Genomic DNA, 23,009 nt, shown 5'->3' with positions numbered 1-23,009 from the left:
AAATAAATTACAACCCTTTGATGATAGAAACTAGTTGATTATTAAAGTTTTCATTGTTTGAAACAAATTCCTTTGGTTCAAATTGTTTTATCATCTTCATTTTTTCCTCGAGATCGGTCATTTCATTGTTAGTGCCCAATATATACTGTTTTTTTTCAAAAGCAATTTTAATCTCCTGTTGATGGTCGTCAATATGTTCTTTATATTTTGCTAATCTTGCCGCTACAATAACTTTCTTTTTCCTTTTTATAGCATTTACTATTGAACCTGTGCCGGCATGGCAAATAATGAAATCCGCTTCGTTCATTAATTGATTAAATTCTTCATGAGACAGAAATTCCCTTATTTCCATATAATCACTCTCAAAAACTGTATGACCAATCTGAGCAATAATTTCCTGATTTATCACCCCTTTCAGTTTGAGTTTTTCAAGGTTAGTTAATAATCTCTTAAACTGAAAATCTTGATTTCCTAAAGTTACAAACACCATACCACTAATAAATATGTCCTATATAAACTGCCTTAGGGTAAATTGATAGTAATTCCTTCCACTGAACTATGAACAAATCTGCAAAGTAATAGGCTAACTTTCCCGTTTTTGTTTTGCTCTCGATTCGAGAAAATGTCTCAATGAAAATTATTTTACTACCAAATAACTTACCTATTAAACACATTGGCAAAACCGCCCCAGAACCAGTAGTAACTATCACACTTGGTTTTATCTTCCAATAGTGCTTAAAAGATATATATGCACCTTTTATGAAGTTTACAATAAAACTTAATAGATTCTTTCTAGATAAATACGGTATAAAATAAAGATTGGGTAATTTATTCTTTAGGTTAATTGTTGAGTTATTCTTCTCGGTCACCATATAACTTTCGAATTCATCAATAACTACTTTTAACCCCAAAAGTTGTTCTAAATGTCCGCCAACACTGGAAATTAACAAAACCCTTTTAGTGCGCCCCATAAACTATAAACTGTTTCTTTTGATTTCCTTGCTCAAAGTTACACTATTATTATTACTTAAGTACCCCATGAAAAGCATAAAGAAAAAAGTGAAAAACATAAAACCATGATGTCTTCTTAAGATTGATTCTATTAAAAACACAAAAACCATAATTATGCAAAAACCTATTGGGTAAAGAGATTTACTGTAATTACTATAGGCACTCATTAATAATAAGGAAAATAAATAAACAAATACGGCAAACAAAACCATACCTCCTCCCAAAAAAAACTCGAAATACTGATTATGGGCATGATACTTATTTTTAAACTCCCAACTGCCTGGTTCACGGGCCTTCTGCATCGTCTCTAACTCCTTACCTAGTCCATAGCCTATTATTGGAGATTGGAACACCAACTCTTTATTGACGTTAAAATTTCTAATTCTAGAGTTCTCTCCATCAACTTTACTAAATATTTTTTGCGCTGATGGATTTATTAAAGCTAAAAAAGTTACCAACGGCAACAGCACGAACATAGCAGAAACCCCATGGAAGTATTTAGGTAATTCGTAATAGACAGTTATGAGCACACATAATACCAAGAACATCCCAATTCCACTCAAAGAACCAGAATACACAAATAGCAAAAGCGTGGCTAAACAAATTGCGGTAATTATAATAGGCCTATATCTTCTCGCATTTTTGATTACCAAGTCAATAATAAATAAAAAAGCCATGTTTAGGTAAAGTGCATAATATATTTTTTGAATATCTATTACAGAATAATTAGACCAGGTATTATAAAGAGACATAAAGTCAATATCTGAAATGTATAATAATGCCACGCCTAAATTTAAAAAACCAACAAAATACACTCCTATCGTAAATGAGATAAAAAAATATTTATACCAACTTGATTCCAATCTGGTATGAAAAAACAAAAAGTAGAAAAGAAACAATAAACCTACTAAAATCAAAAATGACCCATCAAAACTTTTGGCAATTATACAGAGATTGAAAATAGTAAAAACAGAAAGTCCCAGCAGGAAATACAAAAGTTTACCTCTAAGGGCATTTTTATCAAATCTTAAATTAAATAGAGCCATAATTCCCGCCAACAAAATAGCCTTACTGCTCCAATCCGGATTAAAACTTAAACTAAATGCAAATACGCAAATACTATACTGAAATAGCTTTATTCTCATGTACGGATTTTAGGTTTAAACCAACCAAAAACATCACAAGTCCAAAAGCATAAGGAGAGAATGCCTCTTCTTGATATATGCCTTGAACGAAAAGTACAATTGTCAATATCTTAAGAATATTAACTTGTACAGTAGAAGAGTCAAATAATCTAAATAATTTTTTGATAGTATCCGCAAAATAATAGATGTAAAACAACGACATGATTCCCAAGCTAGAAAAAAGAACCCCAAACACGCTTTCGCTTCCATTTTGAAACCTAGTCCAATAACCCAAATCCGGCAACGGACTACCAGAATAATTTGATACGAGAGAACTTGATAGATTACCCCCAAACCCTAACCCGTTACCTATTGTTGGCAAGTATTCTATTCCCGAAAAAAAACCTACAATATGTTCATTTCTACTATAAATACCTAAATAAACCAATAAAACATTGATAATAAAATAAATCATAAAGGCAAGGTTTTTTGATAAGTTGATACGATACATTAAAAAGTAAAGCAACATAGAAAAGAAAATCACCAAAAATGCTCCTTTAGAATTCACAGATAAAACCATTAGTATGAAAATCAAAAACAAACGCCCCTTCTTATAAGGCCAGAAAAAGTAAACACCTAAAATTGACAAAAAATAACCCAAAGAAATGATACTTTTGATTAATGAGCCTATTCTGGCTAGTTTAACATCAAACCAGGATATGTTGAACAACCTTTTTTTTCTATAAAAAGCAAGCAGCTCTTCCCAATTGTCCACACCTACTTTAATACCAAAATAACTAAGGTCATTAAGAAAGAAAGAAACGATTAAGGGAAACAAAAACTGAAGAGCAGTTATAATTACGCAAATAATGAACAAACCCTTCATATTATTATTTAAAAAAGGAAGTTCCAATCTATTGGAAAAGTATATTCCAGCCAATAAATAAAGAATTGGGGCAACATACAACCTTAAATACACTACACTGTTCATAACCCCATAATTCATCATCCCAAAGACAAAATAGATGATTAGCAACAAAATAACACCTATGGTCCTTAGATAGAAGGATTTGCTAATAAACATTGAGCTATTTTTAAAAATAAACACGGCAAGTAAAGAAGGAAGTAAAAAGTTAATGCCATGTAACACCTTAAATTCAGTATTGGAGCCGATAACGCCCGAGAAGAAAGCTATAAAGGTGTTTTGAAAAAAAATTGCTTGAATAAAAAAAGCAAAAAATAACTTTGAGTTTCCTACAATTGCAAAGAATATCAAAAGAAGTACTGCAAATCCCAAAAAAAGATTTATCGATAAGGTCAAAAAAAGTACTAAGTTCAATCCAAAGGCAATCAGACCTAAACTGTAAATGTCTTTTTTTAAAGTCAACCTCATCTTAAGATAGTTTTATAACTTCAATTTCTTTTATTTTATCATATTCACGATATAATTTATATGTGTTTTCACTATTCAATGTATCTGATAGATTATTCAGCTCAAAAGATTTGAATTTTATAAAAGGAATAAGTTTTATTATCGTATAAAAAGCCGATGATGTAAACATTGCGAATTCTTTAGGCAAACTATCTGAATTGATTAAAGATAACTCAATAGGTAACCCTGTTTCATTAATTTCCCAACCACATTCCATTACAAAGTCTTTATGCTCCCTACCTTCATACCTGTGTGGAAAATATATGACTTTTTTATCAATATAATATTCCGCTATTTGTCGAAAAAGCTCCTTTGAATTATTTAACCTGGCCGATTTCCAATAAAAAGGTGTTCCAATAAAAAAAACCACATCCTTATCCCTATCCTTTTGGCTATATTTCCTTTTTAAATAATTAAAGTTATTCAAGGAATACATCAAGTGAGGAAACTCTTTGGTTATTAGCTCCCTATACATTGTGTAAAAATATAAGCCTCCTTTATAATATTTAATATTTGCGCTCAAACCTAATAAAGCTGGAAAAATTCTTTTATACCACGGGGAAAAAGATTTTATCCTTTGATTTTGCAACACCCTCTGCTCATAAAATGAAGATGTACCGTCATCCAGATAAATAGTTTTGACCTGAGAATCTATTGTATTTGCTAAGATTAATTGGTATATCGAGGTAATATGCCCTACAAGAACCAAATCATATTGTTTGTTGTCTTTTTTCCATGCAACTCCAATTACCTTTTTGTAGAAATTTAATCTAGTCAACTTACTTTTGTTAATATCTTGAACAGTAATTCTTACAATGTCTCCTTTTAACTTTAAAAGTTTAAAAGTTTCATTCATTTGGTCAAGATTATTAACTTCCCTAGAACTGATTAAGTAAAAATCAATTTTTGCGTCCGTGGCAAATTCTCTAATATACTCATTGGCATTTATCAACTGTAATGGAGATTCCACTATTACGAGTATGTTTTTCGCCATAAAATAATTTTTAGCTGCAATTAATCCTTTTTATGCCTTTCTGTGTCTTTGGATATTAATTTAACTTTAACGAAAAAACTCAATTTACTATACAAATTTTTTAGATTTGCTAATCTAACTACAAATAGATATCCTATTCCTAAAAAGGATATAATTCTTACACAAAATTCAAATATAGAACTTTCATCAACACTTATAATCATATATAATGAAATCCCAGCCAAAAGAACGCAAGACAAATAGAACCATTTGATAAAATAATTGGCTTTATAAGCCATTCTCGAATAATGATAACTAAACGGAATAGATGCCAAGTACGATACTGCTGTTACCAGAGCAGCTCCCGTTATACCATATTTGGGGATAACTAAAAAGTTGAAGATGATATTGATTATACCGATAGAAACAAAAATAATTGATTTATACTTGACATATTTCTTATAGTATGTCATAGATGGCTGAATCATAAGATTATATCCATTTATATAGGATGTATATGATAATATTATAAATATTGCATAGGAAGATTGATACTCATCCCCAATGAGATAAAAAACTTCCTTAGAAAAAAGTATTAAACCAAACAATAAAACAAAAATAGACACTAAGAAAAATCTTACTAGCTTGTTGAAATCCAATATATTATCCTCACTAATACTTTGATAAATTTGAGGTGTGAAATTTTTATTTATTGTTGATATAAACTGACCCGGTATATTTACCAGTCTAGTTCCCATAGCATAGATGCCAAGACTTTGGTACCCTAACATAAATTGAATCATTAAACGATCGGAAAATTTAATTAAAAAATTTGATACTATTGCAGGGAAATATAACAGCGAATAAACACCCATTTCCTTTATAGTATGAACCCTTATGTGTTTTGAGCTGATTCTCTTAATATAAAAAGGCGCTGCTATAAGAGCCCCAAGTAAATGCTCAACCAAATTAGCCAATAAAACAGCGAGAATCTTATCTTCCATATTCAATACTAGAACCAAAGCTATTACACTGCGCACCACCGAAATAACAATTGAATATTTACCCACTTTGTTTACGTCACCAATACACAATAAATATGAGTTTACAATTGGCAAAAACACAGCTAACACTGTAGTAACAAATACTATATCAAAGTATTGATTATTTCCAATATTAAGAAGGCTCGCAAAAAAACGTAAAAAAATTAAGTAAACAAGACCACCAAGAACGAGTGTTATGAATTGTAGTACAATTAAATTAGAAAACAAGGTATTAATGGACTTCTCTTTACTGTCAAAAAAATACTTGTCAAATGTGCTCTTGAGCGAGAATGACACCAAAATTTGAAATGCGGTAAAAAAAATCTGTAAAATAGCAATCTTCCCAAAATCATCCGGTAATATCAAAAAAGAATAGAGAGGAATCAACATGAAAGCAACACCTTTGGCTATTACTTCTGACAGCAATAATATCCCCGTTTTTTTTACAATGCTCATGAATCCCTTAAATTTAAACTTAGACCAAAATCCACCAACTGGCAATATTACGGTCCAATAACATTTCCATTAACGGAAACTCTTTAACAAAAAAATTTGAGGATAAATTAGTTTATCAATTCAAGTCTGAAGTAGTCTATCTATTGATTGAATTTGCCTATAATATTGTGGGTTTTTAACAATTCGGGTATGTCAATGTTGTTCTCCTCCAATATTTTCTCCACAAACTCTCTAAAAGCCCCTTCTCCTCCATTTTTTTTCATTACCCAATTAACAATGTCCTTAATATAATTTGGTGCTGAGTTAGGACAAGCATTTAAATTAATCTTTTGCAAAAGATTATAATCATTAATATCATCGCCAATAAAAGCTATTTCGTCCAAACTTATATCAAGTTTTTCGCAAAGTTGCATTACAATTCTAACTTTATCCTTTACTCCGAGATAAACGTAATCTACATTTAATTTTTTAGCCCGGCGCTTAACAGAGTCTGCAGATTCTCCAGTAATAATTCCCGTTGGGATATTCAATAGTTTACAAAAGAGTATTCCCGCACTATCATATGTGTTGAATTTTTTAAATTCATTTCCCTTTTCATCATAATACATACCACCATCCGTCCATACTCCATCTATATCCGTTAAAACAAGTTTTGGAAGCATTTTTATTGTCTTCTCAAATTATTAGGGTAAATAATCTCATCCTTTGGCAATGGTTTAATCAATCTTTTCCCTAAAATTTGATCCTTTTCCACCCATTTAAACCCATCACCGGGACTTAATAAATGAATATCATTTTCAGTAAGTATATGACCTTCTTCCAATGGTTTTATCGTTGCAATTGAGCGTTCTAATTTACACCTTGCCGTTTTTACAGAATCTTCTATAAAAATGTCTTCCTTTCCAAAAGAAAGTTCAAGGTTTCTAATGTCTCTCATCATTCTATAAATACCATCTATAGCTAATGATCCAGCTTGATCAGTACCTTTCATTTGCCGGTCTAGGGTAATATGCTTTTCAATAATTTCAGCACCCATAGCCACAGCAGCTATTGGAGTGGCAATTCCTATCGTATGATCTGAATAACCTATTTTGTAGTCGTCATAATTCTTCTTTAAATAGTCTATAGTCCTTAAATTAACATTTTCATATTTTGTTGGATATTCCGAAACGCAGTGCAAAATTGAAATATCAGTATGGTATCTACCAATGGCTTCCAAAGCATCGTCTAATTCTTTTTTTCCCGCCATTCCCGTAGATAAAATTATTGGTATTTTGGTTTCCGCCATTGCAGTTAACAATGGAATGTTTGTCAAATCCCTAGAAGCCACTTTCAACCTGTCAGGAACAAATTTTTTTAAAAGACTTAGGCAACTTACCGCACATAATGTTTCAACAAAATCCAACCCCTTTTCTTTGGCGTGATTATAAATATCCAAATGTTGGTCATCATCGAGCTCTAAAAACTCTCTATGCTCCCCATAAGTTTTTCCAAATGAATGTAGTGAATCATAAGGTTTTTCCATATGTGAGGAGGAAAGCTCTTGCTTTAAGTCTCTTTTAGTCAATTTAACCGCATCCATACGCCTTAGTTCTTTACCAAACAATTTGTCATGGATTGGTCTGCTTACTACATCTACAATTAGCTTTGCAATATCTACTGATCCATTATGGTTTTGCCCTATTTCCCCAATTATATAAGTCATTTTTTGTATATATTTATATTGTTAATCATACTACTTTTTAAGGACTCATTCCTATCAATCTCAGCAATAACATTTTCTAAATCCCAATTATTTTTTTTGCTCAATGAATACAATGTAGACATGTTTTCGAAATCAATTTCGTTGTCCACCGTAAATCTAAAATCTTCCCTCTTAAAAACCAATTCTGGAGCATTAAATAATTTAACATTGAATTTTTTTGGGTGACCGTAAATATAATTAGTTACGTGTTCTTGATAAAACACATCCTCAGTAGCTTCTAGTGTCCTACGCAAAGCAGATACCGTAACAATTTCTGAAAAAAGACCCCAATGTGACTTTATCACGGGTATTCCTTCTGCAGTTTTATAACTACAATAATCCAACCCCTCATGATTATCATAAAGAAATAAGAGATTGTTCAAATATTCGATTTCTAAAAAAGGATTGTCTGAACAAACCCTTACTATAGCATCTAAATTATGTGCTTGTCCAGCCATATAAAAACGCTCTAAAACATTACTCTCACTGCCTACAAAAAATTCTATACCATACTTGTCTGAATAATATTTTAAAACTTGATCGTTCTCTTTTGTACTGGTTGCAAGGATTATTGGAAACCTATTTTTGAACACCAATATTTTTTCCAATATCACATCCAAAATAGATTTATTTCCATGAAACGGTAATATTACTTTACCCGGCAATCGAGTGGATCCTGTTCTTGCTTGAATTATTATTCCTATTCTAGGCATATTTTAGCACTATAAATAATTTTTTAATCAATTTGAACAAATCTACGATTATTATTGACCCTAACAACCCCTTTGGTCTTTCGTTGTTTAACTTATGAACTGAAAAGACAAGTATGCCCGAAAAATGAAATATAAAACGCCGTTATAATAGAATACATGAAACAGTTAAATATTCTCCACAAATAATCAACATATACCTCCTAAACACTTTATTTACTATGCAACTATCAAATCTGGGATATAATTTAATAAATCATCCTATATATAAAATCCCTCATTTATTTATTCAACATAAAAACTTGTTCTCCTTTGTTGGAATCGAGAGTTGACCGATAAGTATTTGTATAATTTATTACAATCAATAATAACACTAAATATAACTACCTCAACATTAAACCTATTTAATTTACTTAAGATAGATTTTGTTAGTATGTTTTTAGGTATTGTGAAACAAGATCTACAAAACATCAGCTCATTTCTTCGGGAAAGGGATATTTTATATTAAAAGCAGAGGCCCCACCTTCTCATGAAAGGGCTTTGCACCAGAATAGAATCCTTCAATACTAGTTGAGGTGTCGCCATGAATAAAAAACAACCTGTACCAAATTCCTCTAAAACAGGCTTTAACCCTGTTATAATATCAGCCGTTAAGGAATACAAATTTTGGTTGGGTTTCATTAAATCCAAATCGTAATCGGGCTTAATCTCAAAGAAGGAAAGTACTTGGTCCAGCATTTCCCTATGTTGGGCCGTTATACGAACTTTGGTTTCAAACTCATCAGCATGCTTTTGGAATTCTTTTACTAATGGTGCCATCTTAATTGCCTCTGGCCGGGTGCCAAAAACAATTAGAATCTTTTTTTTAATTTCATGTATTGATATTCAGCTCTTTAAAGTGCTATTCTCAGGTCTAATAGTAAAAGTGCGATAATTCTTCGCTTTCTCAAGTTGCACCTTGTGACTCAGATTGTTTTCCTCAAGTATCCTTTTTGCAAAATCATACCAGGTCATTGCTTCATTATCGGTATAATGAAGAATACCATACCCCTTATTATTTTGGGTAATCAACTCTAAAATATACCGAGCCAAATTACTGGCGTTCGTCGGACAACCTTTTTGTGCATCGGTCACCTTTAGTACTTCTCCCGACCTCGCTTTTTCCAAAATACTCTTATAAAAATTCTTTCCATGCACTTTATGATATAACCATGACGTACGAACAATAAAAAACTCATTCAATATTTCTTGAATAACCACCTCTCCTTCTAACTTTGATTTGCCATATTCATTGATGGGGTTTGGTTCGTCTTCAACCGCATAAGGTTCTCTTTTAGTGCCATCAAAAACATAATCCGTAGATATATGAATTAAAACCGTTTTATGGTCTTTGCAGGCCAATGCCAAATTCTTGGCTCCCTCAGTATTTATTTTATAAGCAAGTTCCGGGTTTATCTCCGCCTGTTCAACATTGGTATAAGCGGCACAATTAATACAATAGTCATATTTATAAGAATCAAAAGTGTTCTTTACTTCTTGATCGTTTGCTATGTCCAACGTATCTTTTCCTTTAAAGGTAACCTGTAAATCAGGGTAATCGGCAACAATATCCCTTATACTTCTTCCCAACTGACCGTTGGCACCGGTAACGAGTACGGATTTCATTTAAAAAATTCTTTAAAAGTAGGAAGTTGTCTATCTTTTTCAGAAACAATAGGGGAGTCAACAGGGATTTGCCAGTCTATATTTAAGTCTTTATCATTATAGATTATACCACTTTCTGATGTCGCGTTATAAAAAGCATCACATTTATACATAAACGTAGCTTCTTTGCTCAAAGTAACAAAACCATGGGCCATACCTTTTGGTATAAAAAGGGATGTTTTATTATCACTAGACAAAATAAACTTGTAATGCCCCCCAAAAGTGGCACTTTTGGGTCTTAAATCGACTATGACATCCATGACTTCCCCATGAACCACTTGTACCAATTTGGACTGGGCATGAACTCCCGTTTGTAAATGAAGCCCTCGTAGCACCCCTTTTTTCGAGACCGAGATATTATCTTGAACAAAGTTTACTTTTTGTCCGATAGCCTCTTCAAACTTTTTCTGTTGATACAATTCAAAGAAAATACCTCTCTCGTCGTTAAACAGTGTCGGTTGAATTATATAACAGCCTTTTAAGCCAATCTCCGTAATTTTCATATTATGGTTTTCAGCTAATTATAGCTCTAGTAAATAGTTGCCGTACCCACTTTTTAACAGTGGTTCGGCCAGTTTATGCAATTGTTTTCGTGAAATATACCCCATGGTATAGGCCACTTCTTCAATAGCCCCTACCTTTAATCCTTGTCGCTCTTCAATAACCTCAACAAATTGTGATGCCTGCATCAAAGAACTAAAAGTTCCCGTATCTAACCAAGCGGTGCCACGATCTAAAATACTTACGGTCAACTTTTTCTTTGCCAAATATACTTTATTAACGTCGGTAATCTCCAGCTCTCCTCTTGGACTAGGTTTAATGCCCTTTGCTATTTCCACGACTTCGTTATCATAGAAATAGATGCCCGGAACCGCATAGTTCGATTTAGGGTTTTCAGGTTTTTCCTCAATGGAAACGGCCTTTCCTTCCTTATCGAACTCAACGACACCATACCTTTTTGGGTCTTGTACATGATATCCATAAATGATACCTCCATCGGGGTCATTGTTCGCTTGCAGCAATTTGGCAAGGCCAGAACCATAAAAAATATTATCCCCTAAAATAAGGGCCACTTTTTCTTTTCCTATAAAATTTTCCCCTATAATAAAGGCTTCTGCCAATCCGTTCGGGTTCTTTTGTACGGCGTATTCAAAACTACAGCCCAATTGGCTACCATCGCCCAATAATTTTTGAAACAAGGCAATATCTTGTGGCGTGGTAATGATCAATATTTCTTGTATCCCTGCCGATAAAAGCGTTGCCAAAGGGTAATATATCATGGGCTTATCATAAATAGGCATAAGCTGCTTGCTTACTGCCAATGTAAGTGGATGTAAGCGCGTTCCAGACCCTCCTGCCAAAATGATACCTTTCATACGATTAACCTTGCTGATATTTGTTCATGTACCACGAAACAGTCTCCCGAAGTCCGGAATCAAAATCCCACTTAGATTGCCAACCCAATTCGGTTTTGATCTTTGTTGCATCTATGGCATATCTGAAATCATGTCCCAAACGATCACGGACAAAGGTGATCTGTTCACTATAGCTTCCCGTCTTTTTCGGGTAAACCTCATCTAAAATAGCACATATTTTTTGCGCTATGAAAATATTGCTGTGTTCATTATTTCCTCCAATTACATAGGTTTCTCCAATCTTTCCTTTGCTAAAGGCTAAATCTATTCCCAGACAGTGGTCTTGCACATATAGCCAATCCCTCACATTCTTCCCATCGCCATAAATAGGTATTTCCTCTCCCTTCAAAGCTTTTCGGATAATGGTCGGAATCAATTTCTCATCATGCTGCTTGGGCCCATAATTATTAGAGCAGTTCGTAGTAATTACGTTGAGACCATAAGTGTGAAAATAACTACGCACTAAAAAATCGGAAGATGCTTTTGATGCACTATATGGACTATTGGGGGCGTATGCGCAATTTTCATCAAAAAAACCCGATTTTCCAAGACTCCCATAAACCTCATCTGTTGATATATGATGGAAGCGAGATGCTTCAAACCCATTCTTTCCACTATTCGCATTATCCAACCAATGTTCCCGCGCAGCTTCCAGCAAGGTAAAGGTTCCGTTGATATTGGTTTTAATAAAGGTTTCCGGTCCTTCAATCGAATTATCTACGTGTGACTCGGCGGCAAAGTGTATGACATCCGAAATTTGCTCATTCTTAAAAATCGCCCTTACCAAATCCGCATTACATATATCTCCTTGAATAAATTTGTACCGTTCGTTATTTTTAACTTCCTTAAGATGCCCAAGATCACCTGCATAGGTAAGTTTATCTAGATTCACTACTGAAACAGTACTATGTTTTTCTAAAAAAAACGGAATAAAGTTACTGCCTATGAAACCAGCTCCCCCTGTTATCAGAATTGTTCTATTGGACATTTGTGCTTTTCTATAACTGCAATTCTTGAGCTTTCCTGTTCAAAAAGCGAATAAAGGATATCACGAAAAATAAAGCCACCAAAGCGGTAGGAATCAAGAAAAACTTATTGGCGAAAAACGGTTTTCTAAAGACTTGGGGATTCCCCATGTTTATAATACTCAAAATCTCGTTCTGTTCGGCAAGTTCGGCTTTCTTTTCTTCTATTTCCTTTAGAAACATGTTTTTTAAAGAAAGTAAACTCCCTATGTTAAGCGCACTTTCATTTTCCATGTATACCGATCCTTGAGGTCTTTCTACAGTATCTTGTGCAAGCGTTTTTGTATAATTATCGATAAGGTTGTCTATCTGGGAAATAAGGGCTGTGTTCTTCTCTATACGGGTCTGGGCATTTTCCCTAAACATTGTAATCAGCTTATCATAATAAACATTATTATTAATATACGCTAATATCTTTTGTGCCACTATAGGTCCCTTTTCGGCATCCGTATAAGTAAAGGTAATACGATGTGGTATTATACTTTTCTTGGTCAGTTCTGATCGTATAATATCGACGACAAAATTTTCTTCCTTAAAGTTTTGAAGTATTTTTAAGTACTCCAACTCCTGCTCTGCCTCTTCCTTTGTTTCCTCCGGATCTGTAATGGGCTGTATATCAATTTTGAATCCTTCTACGTCCTTGAAAGAAACTCCCATTTTCTCAAAAAATACGGTGTCTTTACTTAAAATATTCGCCTGGATTTCCGCAACGGCATCATACACATAATCTTCACTGTCAAAATTAGGTCGTACGATAGTCTCGGTCTTTAACTTTTCACTCACCAATAAACTCAGTGCATAACTAATGGCCACGCCCACTACCAGAAGTCCAATTAGAATAAGTACATTCTTTTTAAAATAAAGGAATACCCGTAAAAAAGCGACACCTATTCGGTCTACCGCCTTTCCTATCATTTTGAACAACTGTCCTAAATCTATCTCATCTGAGCTAGAGGCAGTATTTGGTTTGTTATCAGCCATGTTATGAGTTAAATATCTGTTTTAATATTTTGTCGGTTATTAAATAAGTGGGTTTTACCCCTGTGGTCCCTAATCCGCCAGAGGCCAAGGTACTACCGGTCTCCAATGGATTGTCAGAAGCATAATAGGCGTACCTGACCTTTACATCTTCTCTAATGCTTTTTCTGATTTTAGAGGCAGATTGTATCGCTTTCTGATAATGCACCCCTTCCATCTCCAAGCCTATTACGTTCCATGTAGATTTGTGAAAAAAGTCAAGAATATCCCTATTCTGTAACGATGTTCCCAAAACGGTGACCATTGTGCCTTCGAATACTTTTAACCCATATCCTTCAAAATCCTTTGCACACAACTCGTTCTCGAACGGGTAATTATCCGCTGTTCCTTCAAAAATATGGGCAGAAGGAATCATTATATCTCCTTTTCCCCCTTCTAAAATACCTGCTTTGCCCATTATGGATACAGATAAAACATTTAAAAAGGATTCATTCTTCTTATTTCCAAATGGTTTTAGAAGCTCATCTATAGTTTCAAAGGCCTGTTCCCCAAATGCATAGTCCATAACAAATATAACAGGTTTTTCCACATCTTTGTCGTTGGAAAATTCATACGAGCAAACTTCTTTATTAAATTTAGAAGTGTCGAATATTTGCACATCTATGTTTGTTCCGGAAGTGTCGTCTATAGATATCATACCGTTTTCTTCCGCCACAGCTTTTACCTTGTCTCTAAGATGTTCGTTACCAGAACTACTCAAGGCTTCGTAAATTTCTATAGGTTCGGAATCGGAAAATTCATCTTTAAGGGCCTTTTGGGCGAAAAGAGAATTCATGACACTGTGCATATTGGCAGAAATAATATGGATAGGCCTACTTAAAAGATTGTTCTTTTTAAGTATGTTCTTAATGTTAGTTGCCCATATTTCACCGTGAATGTGATGCCCTAAACGCTCACGCAACAACGATGTAAAGGTAATCGCCCTTTTTTCTCCTGTCAATTCTTCGTCAAGGGCCAATTTGCCCAACCAATAAATAATTTTCAGGAATCTTTCCGGATTTTCCTTTGTACTGAGTTTATTGTAAACATCCAATATTTCTTCGAAAGACCTTCCTAAAATATTGGCGGTATGAATTAGGGCAATCTCTCTTTCCGACTGTTCCAATTCTTCCTTTTTAACGGCATTTTCCAGTTTTTGCCAATCTCTGACCGTTTTATTGGACTCAGGTATGAGTACTTTTTTACAGATCTTTTCAGATTCTATAAAAAGAAATGTCAAATGCGTAAGAATGTCGTAGATATCGGAACGGCCCCTAGTAATCTCAATGTTCATTTGTTCGTCATCTATACGATAACAATTACGCCTTCTTTTTGGCGGAACAATAGGGCGTATATGGGAGATGCCATAACCCTCGTCGGAAGTAAGGTTTATAAACCTGCATTGCTCTATGCCCTCTGGCAACCTATCCAGCACATATAATAGACCGTTAAGCTCTGTTCTCTCTTCTCCTACAGATCCATATATTTCAGGTCTGAGCAACAAAAGCGCATTCTTAAGTGCTTCTCCAGAAACACCGTTCGGTTTATAAAAGCCTCTATTAAAAAGATGACGCATGGTAATGTACATGCGTTCGATGGCATTTGTAGATTCTTGGGCCCTAGTGGGTGTAATTGCTTTATCCATATTAAGATATCCAACAAAATTACGATTAATAATTTGTTTTAACTTTTAGGCAAATTTACTTTAAAATTGCTCAATTTATCAGCCAAGTTTCGGTCATTCGATAATCTCTGCACCTTGTTTTGCCCTCCTAGCTTTCCAATAGACTTCATATAGTCTCTAAACCCTCCTTCTTTGATCGGGGTTATTTTTAACTGTTGCAAGACTTTACCTTCTATCAAGTCAAAATAATAGCTGTTCTGTTTTTGCAACGCCTCGTCCAAAATCTGAACAAACTGGTCTACGTTAGAAGGCATTTTTTCAAATTCTATCAACCATTCATGATACGGAAGTTCTCCTTCTACCGGTGTTATTTGAGGAGCTACGGTAAACTCGTTAACCTTGGTATCCGTTTTCTTGGTTGCCGTCATCATGGCTTCTTCGACTTCTTTTGCTATTACGTGCTCACCAAAAGCGGATATAAAGTGTTTTACCCTTCCGGAAACTACTATTTTAAACGGTTTTAAGGAAACAAACCGAATGGTGTCTCCAAGATTGTAGGCCCACAGACCGGCATTGGTGGAAATGATCATTACATAGTCGACGTTTAGCTCTACATCACTTAAAGTAAGTCTTTTTCGGTCTTCGTTAAAAAACTCATCTACCCGAATGAATTCATAAAATATTCCAGAATTCAACAACAAGAGCATCCCTTTCTCGGTCTGAGAATCTTGATATGCGAAAAAGCCTTCACTTGCAGGAAAAAGTTCGATACTGGCCACTCTTCTACCTATTAATTCCTCAAACTTTTTTCGATAGGGTTCATAGTTGACCCCTCCAAAAATAAAAAGCTCAAAATTCTCGAACAGTTCTCCAATATTCCGATCGGTCTTTTCCTTTAATCTTTCAAAATACATTTGCACCCATGAAGGTATTCCGGCGATTACCGTCATATCCTCATCCTTTGTTTCCTCTACAATTTGGTTCACTTTCGTCTCCCAGTCCTCAATACAATTGGTCTCCCAGCTGGGCAGTCTATTCTTTTGTAAATAATTAGGAACATAATGTGCGGAGATTCCTGAAAGGCGCCCCAGTTTAATTCCGTTTTTATCTTCAAGTATCGGGCTTCCCTGCAAAAATATCATTTTACCATCTACAAAATCTGCCCTTCCCGTCTCATGTATATAATTAAGAATGGCATTTCTAGAGGCTTCCACTTGCATTTTTATAGATCCCTTTGTAATCGGAATGTATTTTGCCCCAGAGGTCGTACCCGAAGTCTTCGCAAAATAAATGGGCTTTCCGGGCCATAATACATCTGGTTGTCCTTCCACAACCAAATTTACATAGGGCTTTAGCTCTTCATAATCCCTTACCGGTACCTTGGCGACAAAATCCTCATAACTACGAATACTGCCGAATTCATGGTCCTTTCCGAATTTTGTTCTAGCCCCGTTATGGATCAATTCCTTAAACACCTTTTTTTGGGTATCAAAAGGGTGCTTGGTCCACCTTGATGTTTTACTAGCTATTAATTGCGCAAAAACTTTGGCTGCTACAGATTTTAACGACATGTTCTTAATTGAAATCAATGAAATCCTGAGGATTAACAGGGTTTCCGTCTTCCCATAATTCAAAATGAAGATGGGGACCGGTAGTATATTCTCCTGTATTTCCTACAGATGCTATTACTTCTCCGCCACGAACGACCGCTCCTTGAAACTTGGCCAAAGAGCCATTGTGCTTATACACACTAAGCAAACCGCCCTGGTGCTCTATTATAATCACATAACCGGTGTCTGCCGTCCATTCGGAAAATATAACGGTACCGTTCGCCACTGCTTTCACAGGCGTATCCTTAGGGGCGGTCACATCTACCGCATAATGTTTTTTCTCCAAATCATAACCCATGGATACCATGCCCGAAACGGGAGGAAACAAGACCAGGTTTTTCTTGCTTGTAGATCTTTCGAACAAATTGTACTTGTCCTCTAAAGCAACCTCTGCCCGTAAAAGGGAATCCTCTTTTATCGGGGTCAGGTCTACCGAAGAGGGATCTATCTTAAATTGCTCGAACAAAGAATCCCTATTAATTTCATTGTTCTCTATATCCCCTCTTAAGACCATGCGGATATTATCAAGATACTTATTGGTATAATTTAATGTTCTTACAAGAGAATCTGTCTTATAGGTTAGCTCTGTGGCCTGCCGTTTAAGTTTTGTGGATGAATACCCCGGAATGTATTCCCTAAGGGGAGTAAAGGCGATCAGTAAAATGGTTAGACCGATAAGCCCGATCATAAGAAGAGATCCGGTCACAAATACATTTAACCTACTTAGCTTAAAGGATATCTTTTCTTCAAAAGTACTTTCATTTAGGATCACCAAACGATACTTATGAAGTAACTTTCGCTTTATTTCTTTTCTCTTTTTAACTTTTTTGGCCATCCTAACAAAGATAAGCTTAGAATTTAATTAAGACCTTCTTTGAAATGATTTATTCCATCAAGTAAAGTCTTGCTATTCTTTACGTACGTTTTTTATTCGTCTTTGGTTTTAAATCTTACTTGCTGACTGGTATTCGTTCCAATCTAGTCCTCTTCTGCAGTTTTTGGTGGTATTTAACTTTCTTTACAACATATGAACAGCTAATTCCCCATAACATCATTGGCTAATCAACTATTACTGGTCAAATACATCTGTGAAATTAGATTTGGCCGTAGTACAAAAAACCTATGGTCAAAATTAACAAAGCATCCGCTTGTTCACCAAGTTAAGTGTGCTAAATTTTTATTCCTTTATCTACATTAGATGCCTAAGCAATGTGATTTTAGAAACATCGAACTTTTAATTTGGAACATCATACCAATATAAACTCCAATAATCTAAAAAGATAACGATGGAGCAGATAAGGCTATTCTTTGTTTTAAACCTACTTAACCTGCACCACAAATTTGGTTGTTCCTTTTATTTAATACAGCAAAACCCCGTTTAAGATAGAACATTAAATAATACCAATAGGTATTATTTAATGTTGTAGGTTGAAACCCAACATTTGAATTTTCTCCATTTTTATTAATGCAAATAAAAAAACACTTAAGGTTAATATTAACAACAAACTAATAACTTTTTCTTACATTTGTTATCCGTTAAATGATATTCATATGACTATAGCAAATATATTTTTGGCAATTGGACCATGGCAAATTGCAATCGTGGTCTTGGTAGTTCTTCTTTTATTTGGAGGAAAAAAAATACCGGAACTTATGCGTGGCCTTGGTAGTGGTATAAAAGAATTTAAAGACGCTTCAAAAGAAGATGAAGTTTCTGAAGAAACAAAAAAAGAGTAATACCCTATTCTTTCAAAAATTATAAAAACGCTAACTTTTGCTAGCGTTTTTTTTGTGGTCAAAAATCTGCCTCCCAAACTTTTACGGCCATTCCCTTTCTCAAAACACCTTTCTTTTTCGTATGACATTCCCATGACCCATAAAGGTCACCTACTAGAGAAACGGGACTACACGACAAAAAATAAGTCTTTCACAACAAAAAATAAATCAAAATAGTGTTTAGACCTATTTTCGATAATGAATTAAGTCAAAATGCGTTATAAACTAACCATCCTATTGACATCATTTGTCGACTGATTTTCCAAAACATGAAAAATATACTATTAGTTTGCTTTTCTCTTGTCGCCCTTAATCTCAGCGGCCAGAATTTTGAAAACGATATGTCTTCGAAAGAACAAGACATGGGCATAACCGCCAACAACACTTCTACTTCCATAATGGAAGAATCGCACAGTGGGGACTTTTTAAACGCGGTCAACGAAAACAATATTCCACAAAGAACCTTATCTAACCTCAAAGGTGTAGAAAACGGGTATTATGTGATTTCCAGTATTTTCAGCAAACCGAACAAGCTTGACAAACATGTAAAAAAACTAAAAAAAGAAGGTTTTGGAGCCGGCTATATACAAAACCCCGAAAACGACCTTTATTATGTATATCTGAATCAATACTCTTCTTGGCAAAAAGCAATTGCCGATTGTAATTCTAAATTTGACAATAGGTACACGAAAGATATTTGGATCCTGAACGTAATAAACAGTGAACAACCAAAGGAGCCCATAGCCATAGAAAATGTAACTTATGATATGTTAGAAGTGGTTGATGCTGATACTACAGAAAAAAACGCAAAAACATCCACTGGGGCTCTAGAGGCCTATTCGAATAATCCATCGGAAAAAAGCAAGCTTATTAGCAAAGCAGATGAGTATTTTAACAAGATGTGGTACGCAGAGGCCGCCGAACTTTATGAGCAAGCACTAAACAAAGACCCTTACAACTACTCTCCTGAAGTGCTTCAAAAAGCTGGCGATGCACACTATTATAATACCAATATGGAGCATGCCTATAAATGGTACAACATATTATATGAAAAATATGGTGACGAACTATCTGCCGAGAATATTTTTAAATACGCCCATACCTTAAAAGGAACAGGTAAGTACGGTAGGGCAAAACGTTTGATGCGCCTATACGAAAAGAAATCGAACTCTGTAGTTGGTATGGACAACAAACAAAGAGAGGCTGTTCTAGACCAATTATTAAGTGCTTCCAACCAGTTTGATATTAAAAACTTAAATATCAATTCGGTTTATTCTGACTTTTCACCTGTGTTTTATACAGATGATGAGGTTGTGTTTACTTCCGCTGCCGACTCCTCTATTTTTAACACCAGAAAATATAAATGGAACAACCAACCTTATCTAGACCTATATACCGCTAAATTAAATAAAGAATCACAAGAGTTGGTAAATGCAAGAAAGCTTTCAAAAAAGGTAAACACTAAATACCATGAAGCCTCGGTAGCTTTTACCCCAGATAGGACGACTATGTATTTTACCCGAAACAATTATGGTAAAAAACTTAAGCGTGACAATAAAGGGGTAAATCATTTAAAAATTTACAAATCCAATCTAGTTGATGGAGAATGGACCGAAGCAACAGAAGTGCCATTTAACAGTGACAATTACTCCACCGGACACCCAGCGATTAGTCCCGACGGCAAAAAAATGTACTTCGTATCAGATATGCCTGGCAGTATTGGAGAGACCGACATTTTTGTTGTGGACCTATTGGAAAACGGACAATTTTCAGAGCCTAGAAATTTAGGGCCAAGCATAAATACAGAACAAAAAGAAATGTTCCCGTTCGTAAACGAGAAGAAGTTATATTTCTCATCTAACGGTTATGTTGGTATGGGCGGACTTGATGTATATGAGGCCTCCTTTAACGAAGATGGTGGTTTCGAGGAGGTCAAAAATGTTGGCCAACCGGTAAATAGTAACAAAGATGATTTTTCATATATCGTTAATGAAGAAACACAAATAGGTTATTTTGCCTCTAACAGGGCCGGAGGAAAAGGAGATGACGATATATACTCATTTAAGAGGTTGGTCGTAGAGGAGGTTCCAACAAATCAGAATGTCATTGCTGGTGTAGTTACCGACCTGGTTACGGGAGACCATATGCCTACCGCTTTAGTAGAACTACTTGATGAAAACAACATAAAGTTAAAAGAAACGGTAACTGATGAAGACGGTAGCTTTAGTTTTAATGATCTAGAACCAAATACAACATACAAGATCAGAACCGTACAAGACACCTTCCATGACGAGGAAATAGAAGTTGCTACCATAGATAACGATACGGTTGCAACAAACGTTCAAATGAGAAAACTGAACGAAATGATCGCCTTGGAAAACGGGGTCAAAAAACTTAAAACGGAGATGATCCACTTTAATTTTGATAAATTCAACATTCGTACAGATGCCGCCAAAGAGCTAGATAAGCTGGTAAGCGTTATGAACGAGTATCCAGAAATGGTTATTAAGATTGAATCACACACAGATTCACGAGGTAGTGCCGTCTACAATAAATACTTGTCGGACAAAAGGGCCAAAGCAACAAGAGACTATATTATATCACAAGGTATTTCTGCCGACAGAATTGAAAGTGCCATGGGTTATGGTGAAGAAAAACTGTTGAACGAATGTAATGGATCAGTGCCTTGTTCTGAAGAAGAGCACTATCTAAACCGTAGATCTGAATTCATTATAGTGGATATGTAAAAAATCGCAAAACCAACTAAGCAAAAAAAGCCACTAATGTTAGTGGCTTTTTTGCTTATATCCTGCTTCCTTTTTTGAAAGGACACTTGACATCCTCCCTTCTTGTTTAATCTTATAGCCCTAATATAAAACAGACCTAGCGCATAATTGGGGTGCTATAAATCGTAAATTTCTACCGTTTATAGATTTTTTAAAATATGGTTCTCTTTTTATAGTAAAAACGCACCTTTAAACCGATATTTTGAGTATTTGATCCATAACCGTTGATATTTGCCTCATAAGAACTAATAATTATCAGGTATGGAGAAATTTTTACTTATTAAAGAGATTTATGTTGAGGCTTTTAAAAATTGGAGAAACTTCATTTTAGAGCATTATTTTAAATTGTTTTCGTGGTTTTGTTTTCTTTTGATTCTAGCTGCTACGTATGCGCTGGTTTTTAGAGTTTCCACAGGGTTTTCCTTTAGTAATCTATAGGATAGTAGCATATATGGGTTGATAATATTTAACCCGAGACACCCACCAACTTAAAATACAAAACATAAAAAAGGCTTGAGAAATATCTCAAGCCTTTTTCTATTACGTTATATACCTCGGTATTACGGCTCTATAAAACGAACCGTCTTCAATATAGCTTCCAATTCAAACATATAATCTCTTTTTCTTGTAGCAGGTGCAAAAGTAAAACCCTCTAAAACCAATTTTCTATTGTTTGGCTTATCGTTGATAATATAGGTTAAAAAAGGGCCTGCCATTGGATATGCCGACATTTCCCACCTTCCCCTTACCTCGGCTGCCTTTCTTCCAGAAACCTCGGCAGGAAACACGTAAGGAGAAAAAGCCTTTTCAGTAATCATATGATTATCCTTTCCAGGGATATCTTCTCCTGGAATAAACATTTTTCCGATAGAATCCCTCATTTTTACAATATCCTGAACAAAAGTAGAATCGTTGCTAAAAGTATCCCATGGAACACTGTAGGCAATTATGTTCATATTCCCTTTCTGTATTTGCCTATCGATCCACACAAAATTATCTTCTTCCCTTCCTACTTTATAAATAGATGGTAGGTCTAATGAAATACCCAACTTTTCTTGTAATGCCTTTTCTTTACTTAGCGATTTTAAAAATCTCTTTTGGGCCTCTGCCAGTTCCAATTCCTTAAAATCGGTTATAAATTCGGGAGCTTTCTTGTTAAGGTTCTCAATTATTTCTTTTTTGTTTCTCCCCTTGATCACCCCTACCAATTGAGGTTTTGCGTACATATCCTTTTTCATGTGCGCAATGTTCAAGGAATCTTCCATAACATATAGCACGGCTCTGGTATTACGAACCGAACCCGAAAAAATTTGTGGTGGTATTTGGGTAATGGTAAACTGAGCCTCGTCCCATGAAAGCCCTGGTGCCGGCGCGGCAAAATGCCCCCTTATATTGTCTCCGACATCGCCTTTCCAAAGTTCATTGTCAATGACCACGGTAAGCGTATTATACGCCCCGATAGACTCTGGTAAATAAGATTTTTTACTTCCTTCTTTACATCCTGTAAGAAACAAAAAGGTTACTAGGAATAGTGTACTGATTTTTTTCATTTTGTATCT

The 23,009-nt window shown here is 34.9% G+C and carries 21 protein-coding genes and 1 pseudogene; 3 read left to right on the top strand and 19 right to left on the bottom strand.

All coding sequences use genetic code 11. From position 1 onward, the window contains the following. Window positions 1–7: 7 nt before the first annotated feature. The 18 genes and pseudogenes from pssE to J8L85_RS03090 all read right to left on the bottom strand — a co-directional run bounded on the left by pssE (window position 8) and on the right by J8L85_RS03090 (window position 17,723). A complete protein-coding gene (gene pssE / locus J8L85_RS03175; RefSeq protein WP_211014461.1) occupies window positions 8–490 on the bottom strand; it encodes a PssE/Cps14G family polysaccharide biosynthesis glycosyltransferase in 483 nt (160 codons plus the stop codon). Between the two features lie 4 nt (window positions 491–494). Beyond that, complete coding sequence (pssD, locus tag J8L85_RS03170) at window positions 495–971, bottom strand: PssD/Cps14F family polysaccharide biosynthesis glycosyltransferase (RefSeq protein ID WP_211014459.1); 477 nt, start codon at window positions 969–971, stop codon at window positions 495–497. A 3-nt stretch (window positions 972–974) separates the two neighbouring features. Then, window positions 975–2,156 (bottom strand): O-antigen ligase family protein, encoded by a 1,182-nt coding sequence (locus tag J8L85_RS03165; protein ID WP_211014457.1) that lies wholly within the window; start codon window positions 2,154–2,156, stop codon window positions 975–977. Next, the gene (locus J8L85_RS03160) at window positions 2,131–3,522 is read right to left on the bottom strand and encodes a hypothetical protein (protein WP_211014455.1); all 1,392 of its coding nucleotides are present in this window, start codon (window positions 3,520–3,522) and stop codon (window positions 2,131–2,133) included. Before J8L85_RS03160 ends, J8L85_RS03165 begins: the two co-directional genes overlap by 26 nt. Before the next feature lie 7 nt (window positions 3,523–3,529). Then, complete coding sequence (locus J8L85_RS03155) at window positions 3,530–4,561, bottom strand: hypothetical protein (protein ID WP_211014453.1); 1,032 nt, start codon at window positions 4,559–4,561, stop codon at window positions 3,530–3,532. 20 nt (window positions 4,562–4,581) lie between these two features. Next, on the bottom strand, window positions 4,582–6,039 hold the full coding sequence (locus tag J8L85_RS03150; RefSeq protein WP_211014450.1) for an oligosaccharide flippase family protein: 1,458 nt from the start codon (window positions 6,037–6,039) through the stop codon (window positions 4,582–4,584). 140 nt (window positions 6,040–6,179) lie between these two features. Continuing rightward, entirely contained in the window at window positions 6,180–6,701 is a 522-nt protein-coding gene (locus tag J8L85_RS03145) for an HAD-IIIA family hydrolase (RefSeq protein ID WP_211014448.1), read from the bottom strand. Between the two features lie 2 nt (window positions 6,702–6,703). Next, the gene (locus J8L85_RS03140; protein ID WP_211014446.1) at window positions 6,704–7,744 is read right to left on the bottom strand and encodes an N-acetylneuraminate synthase family protein; all 1,041 of its coding nucleotides are present in this window, start codon (window positions 7,742–7,744) and stop codon (window positions 6,704–6,706) included. After that, window positions 7,741–8,496, bottom strand: coding sequence for a hypothetical protein (locus J8L85_RS03135; protein WP_211014444.1), 756 nt, complete (start codon window positions 8,494–8,496; stop codon window positions 7,741–7,743). The genes J8L85_RS03140 and J8L85_RS03135 overlap by 4 nt, the downstream gene beginning before the upstream one ends. Before the next feature lie 535 nt (window positions 8,497–9,031). Continuing rightward, window positions 9,032–9,312 (bottom strand): annotated as a pseudogene (locus J8L85_RS03130) (UDP-N-acetylglucosamine 2-epimerase); the annotation flags it as partial. Window positions 9,313–9,378: 66 nt separating this feature from the next. Further along, window positions 9,379–10,158, bottom strand: a complete 780-nt coding sequence (rfbD, locus tag J8L85_RS03125) for a dTDP-4-dehydrorhamnose reductase (RefSeq protein WP_211014442.1) — start codon at window positions 10,156–10,158, stop codon at window positions 9,379–9,381. Further along, window positions 10,155–10,700, bottom strand: a complete 546-nt coding sequence (rfbC, locus tag J8L85_RS03120) for a dTDP-4-dehydrorhamnose 3,5-epimerase (protein ID WP_211014439.1) — start codon at window positions 10,698–10,700, stop codon at window positions 10,155–10,157. Before rfbC ends, rfbD begins: the two co-directional genes overlap by 4 nt. 18 nt (window positions 10,701–10,718) lie before the next feature. Further along, window positions 10,719–11,573: a glucose-1-phosphate thymidylyltransferase RfbA gene (gene rfbA / locus J8L85_RS03115; RefSeq protein WP_211014437.1), complete on the bottom strand. Its 855-nt coding sequence runs from the start codon at window positions 11,571–11,573 to the stop codon at window positions 10,719–10,721. 4 nt (window positions 11,574–11,577) lie between these two features. Continuing rightward, window positions 11,578–12,600 carry a dTDP-glucose 4,6-dehydratase gene (gene rfbB / locus J8L85_RS03110; protein ID WP_211014434.1) on the bottom strand — a complete coding sequence of 341 codons (1,023 nt, stop codon included), beginning with the start codon at window positions 12,598–12,600 and terminating at the stop codon, window positions 11,578–11,580. Window positions 12,601–12,610: 10 nt separating this feature from the next. Then, on the bottom strand, window positions 12,611–13,618 hold the full coding sequence (locus tag J8L85_RS03105; protein ID WP_211014432.1) for a hypothetical protein: 1,008 nt from the start codon (window positions 13,616–13,618) through the stop codon (window positions 12,611–12,613). Between the two features lies 1 nt (window position 13,619). Further along, window positions 13,620–15,299, bottom strand: a complete 1,680-nt coding sequence (locus J8L85_RS03100; protein WP_211014430.1) for a hypothetical protein — start codon at window positions 15,297–15,299, stop codon at window positions 13,620–13,622. Window positions 15,300–15,337: 38 nt separating this feature from the next. Beyond that, window positions 15,338–16,849: a GH3 auxin-responsive promoter family protein gene (locus tag J8L85_RS03095; protein ID WP_211014428.1), complete on the bottom strand. Its 1,512-nt coding sequence runs from the start codon at window positions 16,847–16,849 to the stop codon at window positions 15,338–15,340. A 4-nt stretch (window positions 16,850–16,853) separates the two neighbouring features. Continuing rightward, a complete protein-coding gene (locus J8L85_RS03090) occupies window positions 16,854–17,723 on the bottom strand; it encodes a M23 family metallopeptidase (RefSeq protein ID WP_211014426.1) in 870 nt (289 codons plus the stop codon). Window positions 17,724–18,439: 716 nt separating this feature from the next. Here J8L85_RS03090 and tatA point away from each other — a divergent pair. The 3 genes from tatA (at window position 18,440) to J8L85_RS18090 (ending at window position 21,888) form a co-directional block, all read left to right on the top strand. Beyond that, the gene (gene tatA / locus J8L85_RS03085) at window positions 18,440–18,625 is read left to right on the top strand and encodes a twin-arginine translocase TatA/TatE family subunit (RefSeq protein WP_047246868.1); all 186 of its coding nucleotides are present in this window, start codon (window positions 18,440–18,442) and stop codon (window positions 18,623–18,625) included. Window positions 18,626–18,933: 308 nt separating this feature from the next. Beyond that, entirely contained in the window at window positions 18,934–21,411 is a 2,478-nt protein-coding gene (locus tag J8L85_RS03080) for an OmpA family protein (protein WP_247656542.1), read from the top strand. A gap of 300 nt (window positions 21,412–21,711) precedes the next feature. Then, window positions 21,712–21,888 carry a DUF6747 family protein gene (locus J8L85_RS18090; protein WP_316933223.1) on the top strand — a complete coding sequence of 59 codons (177 nt, stop codon included), beginning with the start codon at window positions 21,712–21,714 and terminating at the stop codon, window positions 21,886–21,888. A 122-nt stretch (window positions 21,889–22,010) separates the two neighbouring features. Here J8L85_RS18090 and J8L85_RS03075 read toward each other — a convergent pair whose 3' ends face one another. Continuing rightward, window positions 22,011–23,000: a DUF4837 family protein gene (locus J8L85_RS03075; RefSeq protein WP_211014424.1), complete on the bottom strand. Its 990-nt coding sequence runs from the start codon at window positions 22,998–23,000 to the stop codon at window positions 22,011–22,013. Window positions 23,001–23,009 lie beyond the last annotated feature (9 nt).

It is taken from the genome of Maribacter sp. MMG018 (assembly GCF_018100785.1).
GTDB lineage: Bacteria > Bacteroidota > Bacteroidia > Flavobacteriales > Flavobacteriaceae > Maribacter.
This window is presented reverse-complemented; position numbering and strand designations above follow the sequence as displayed.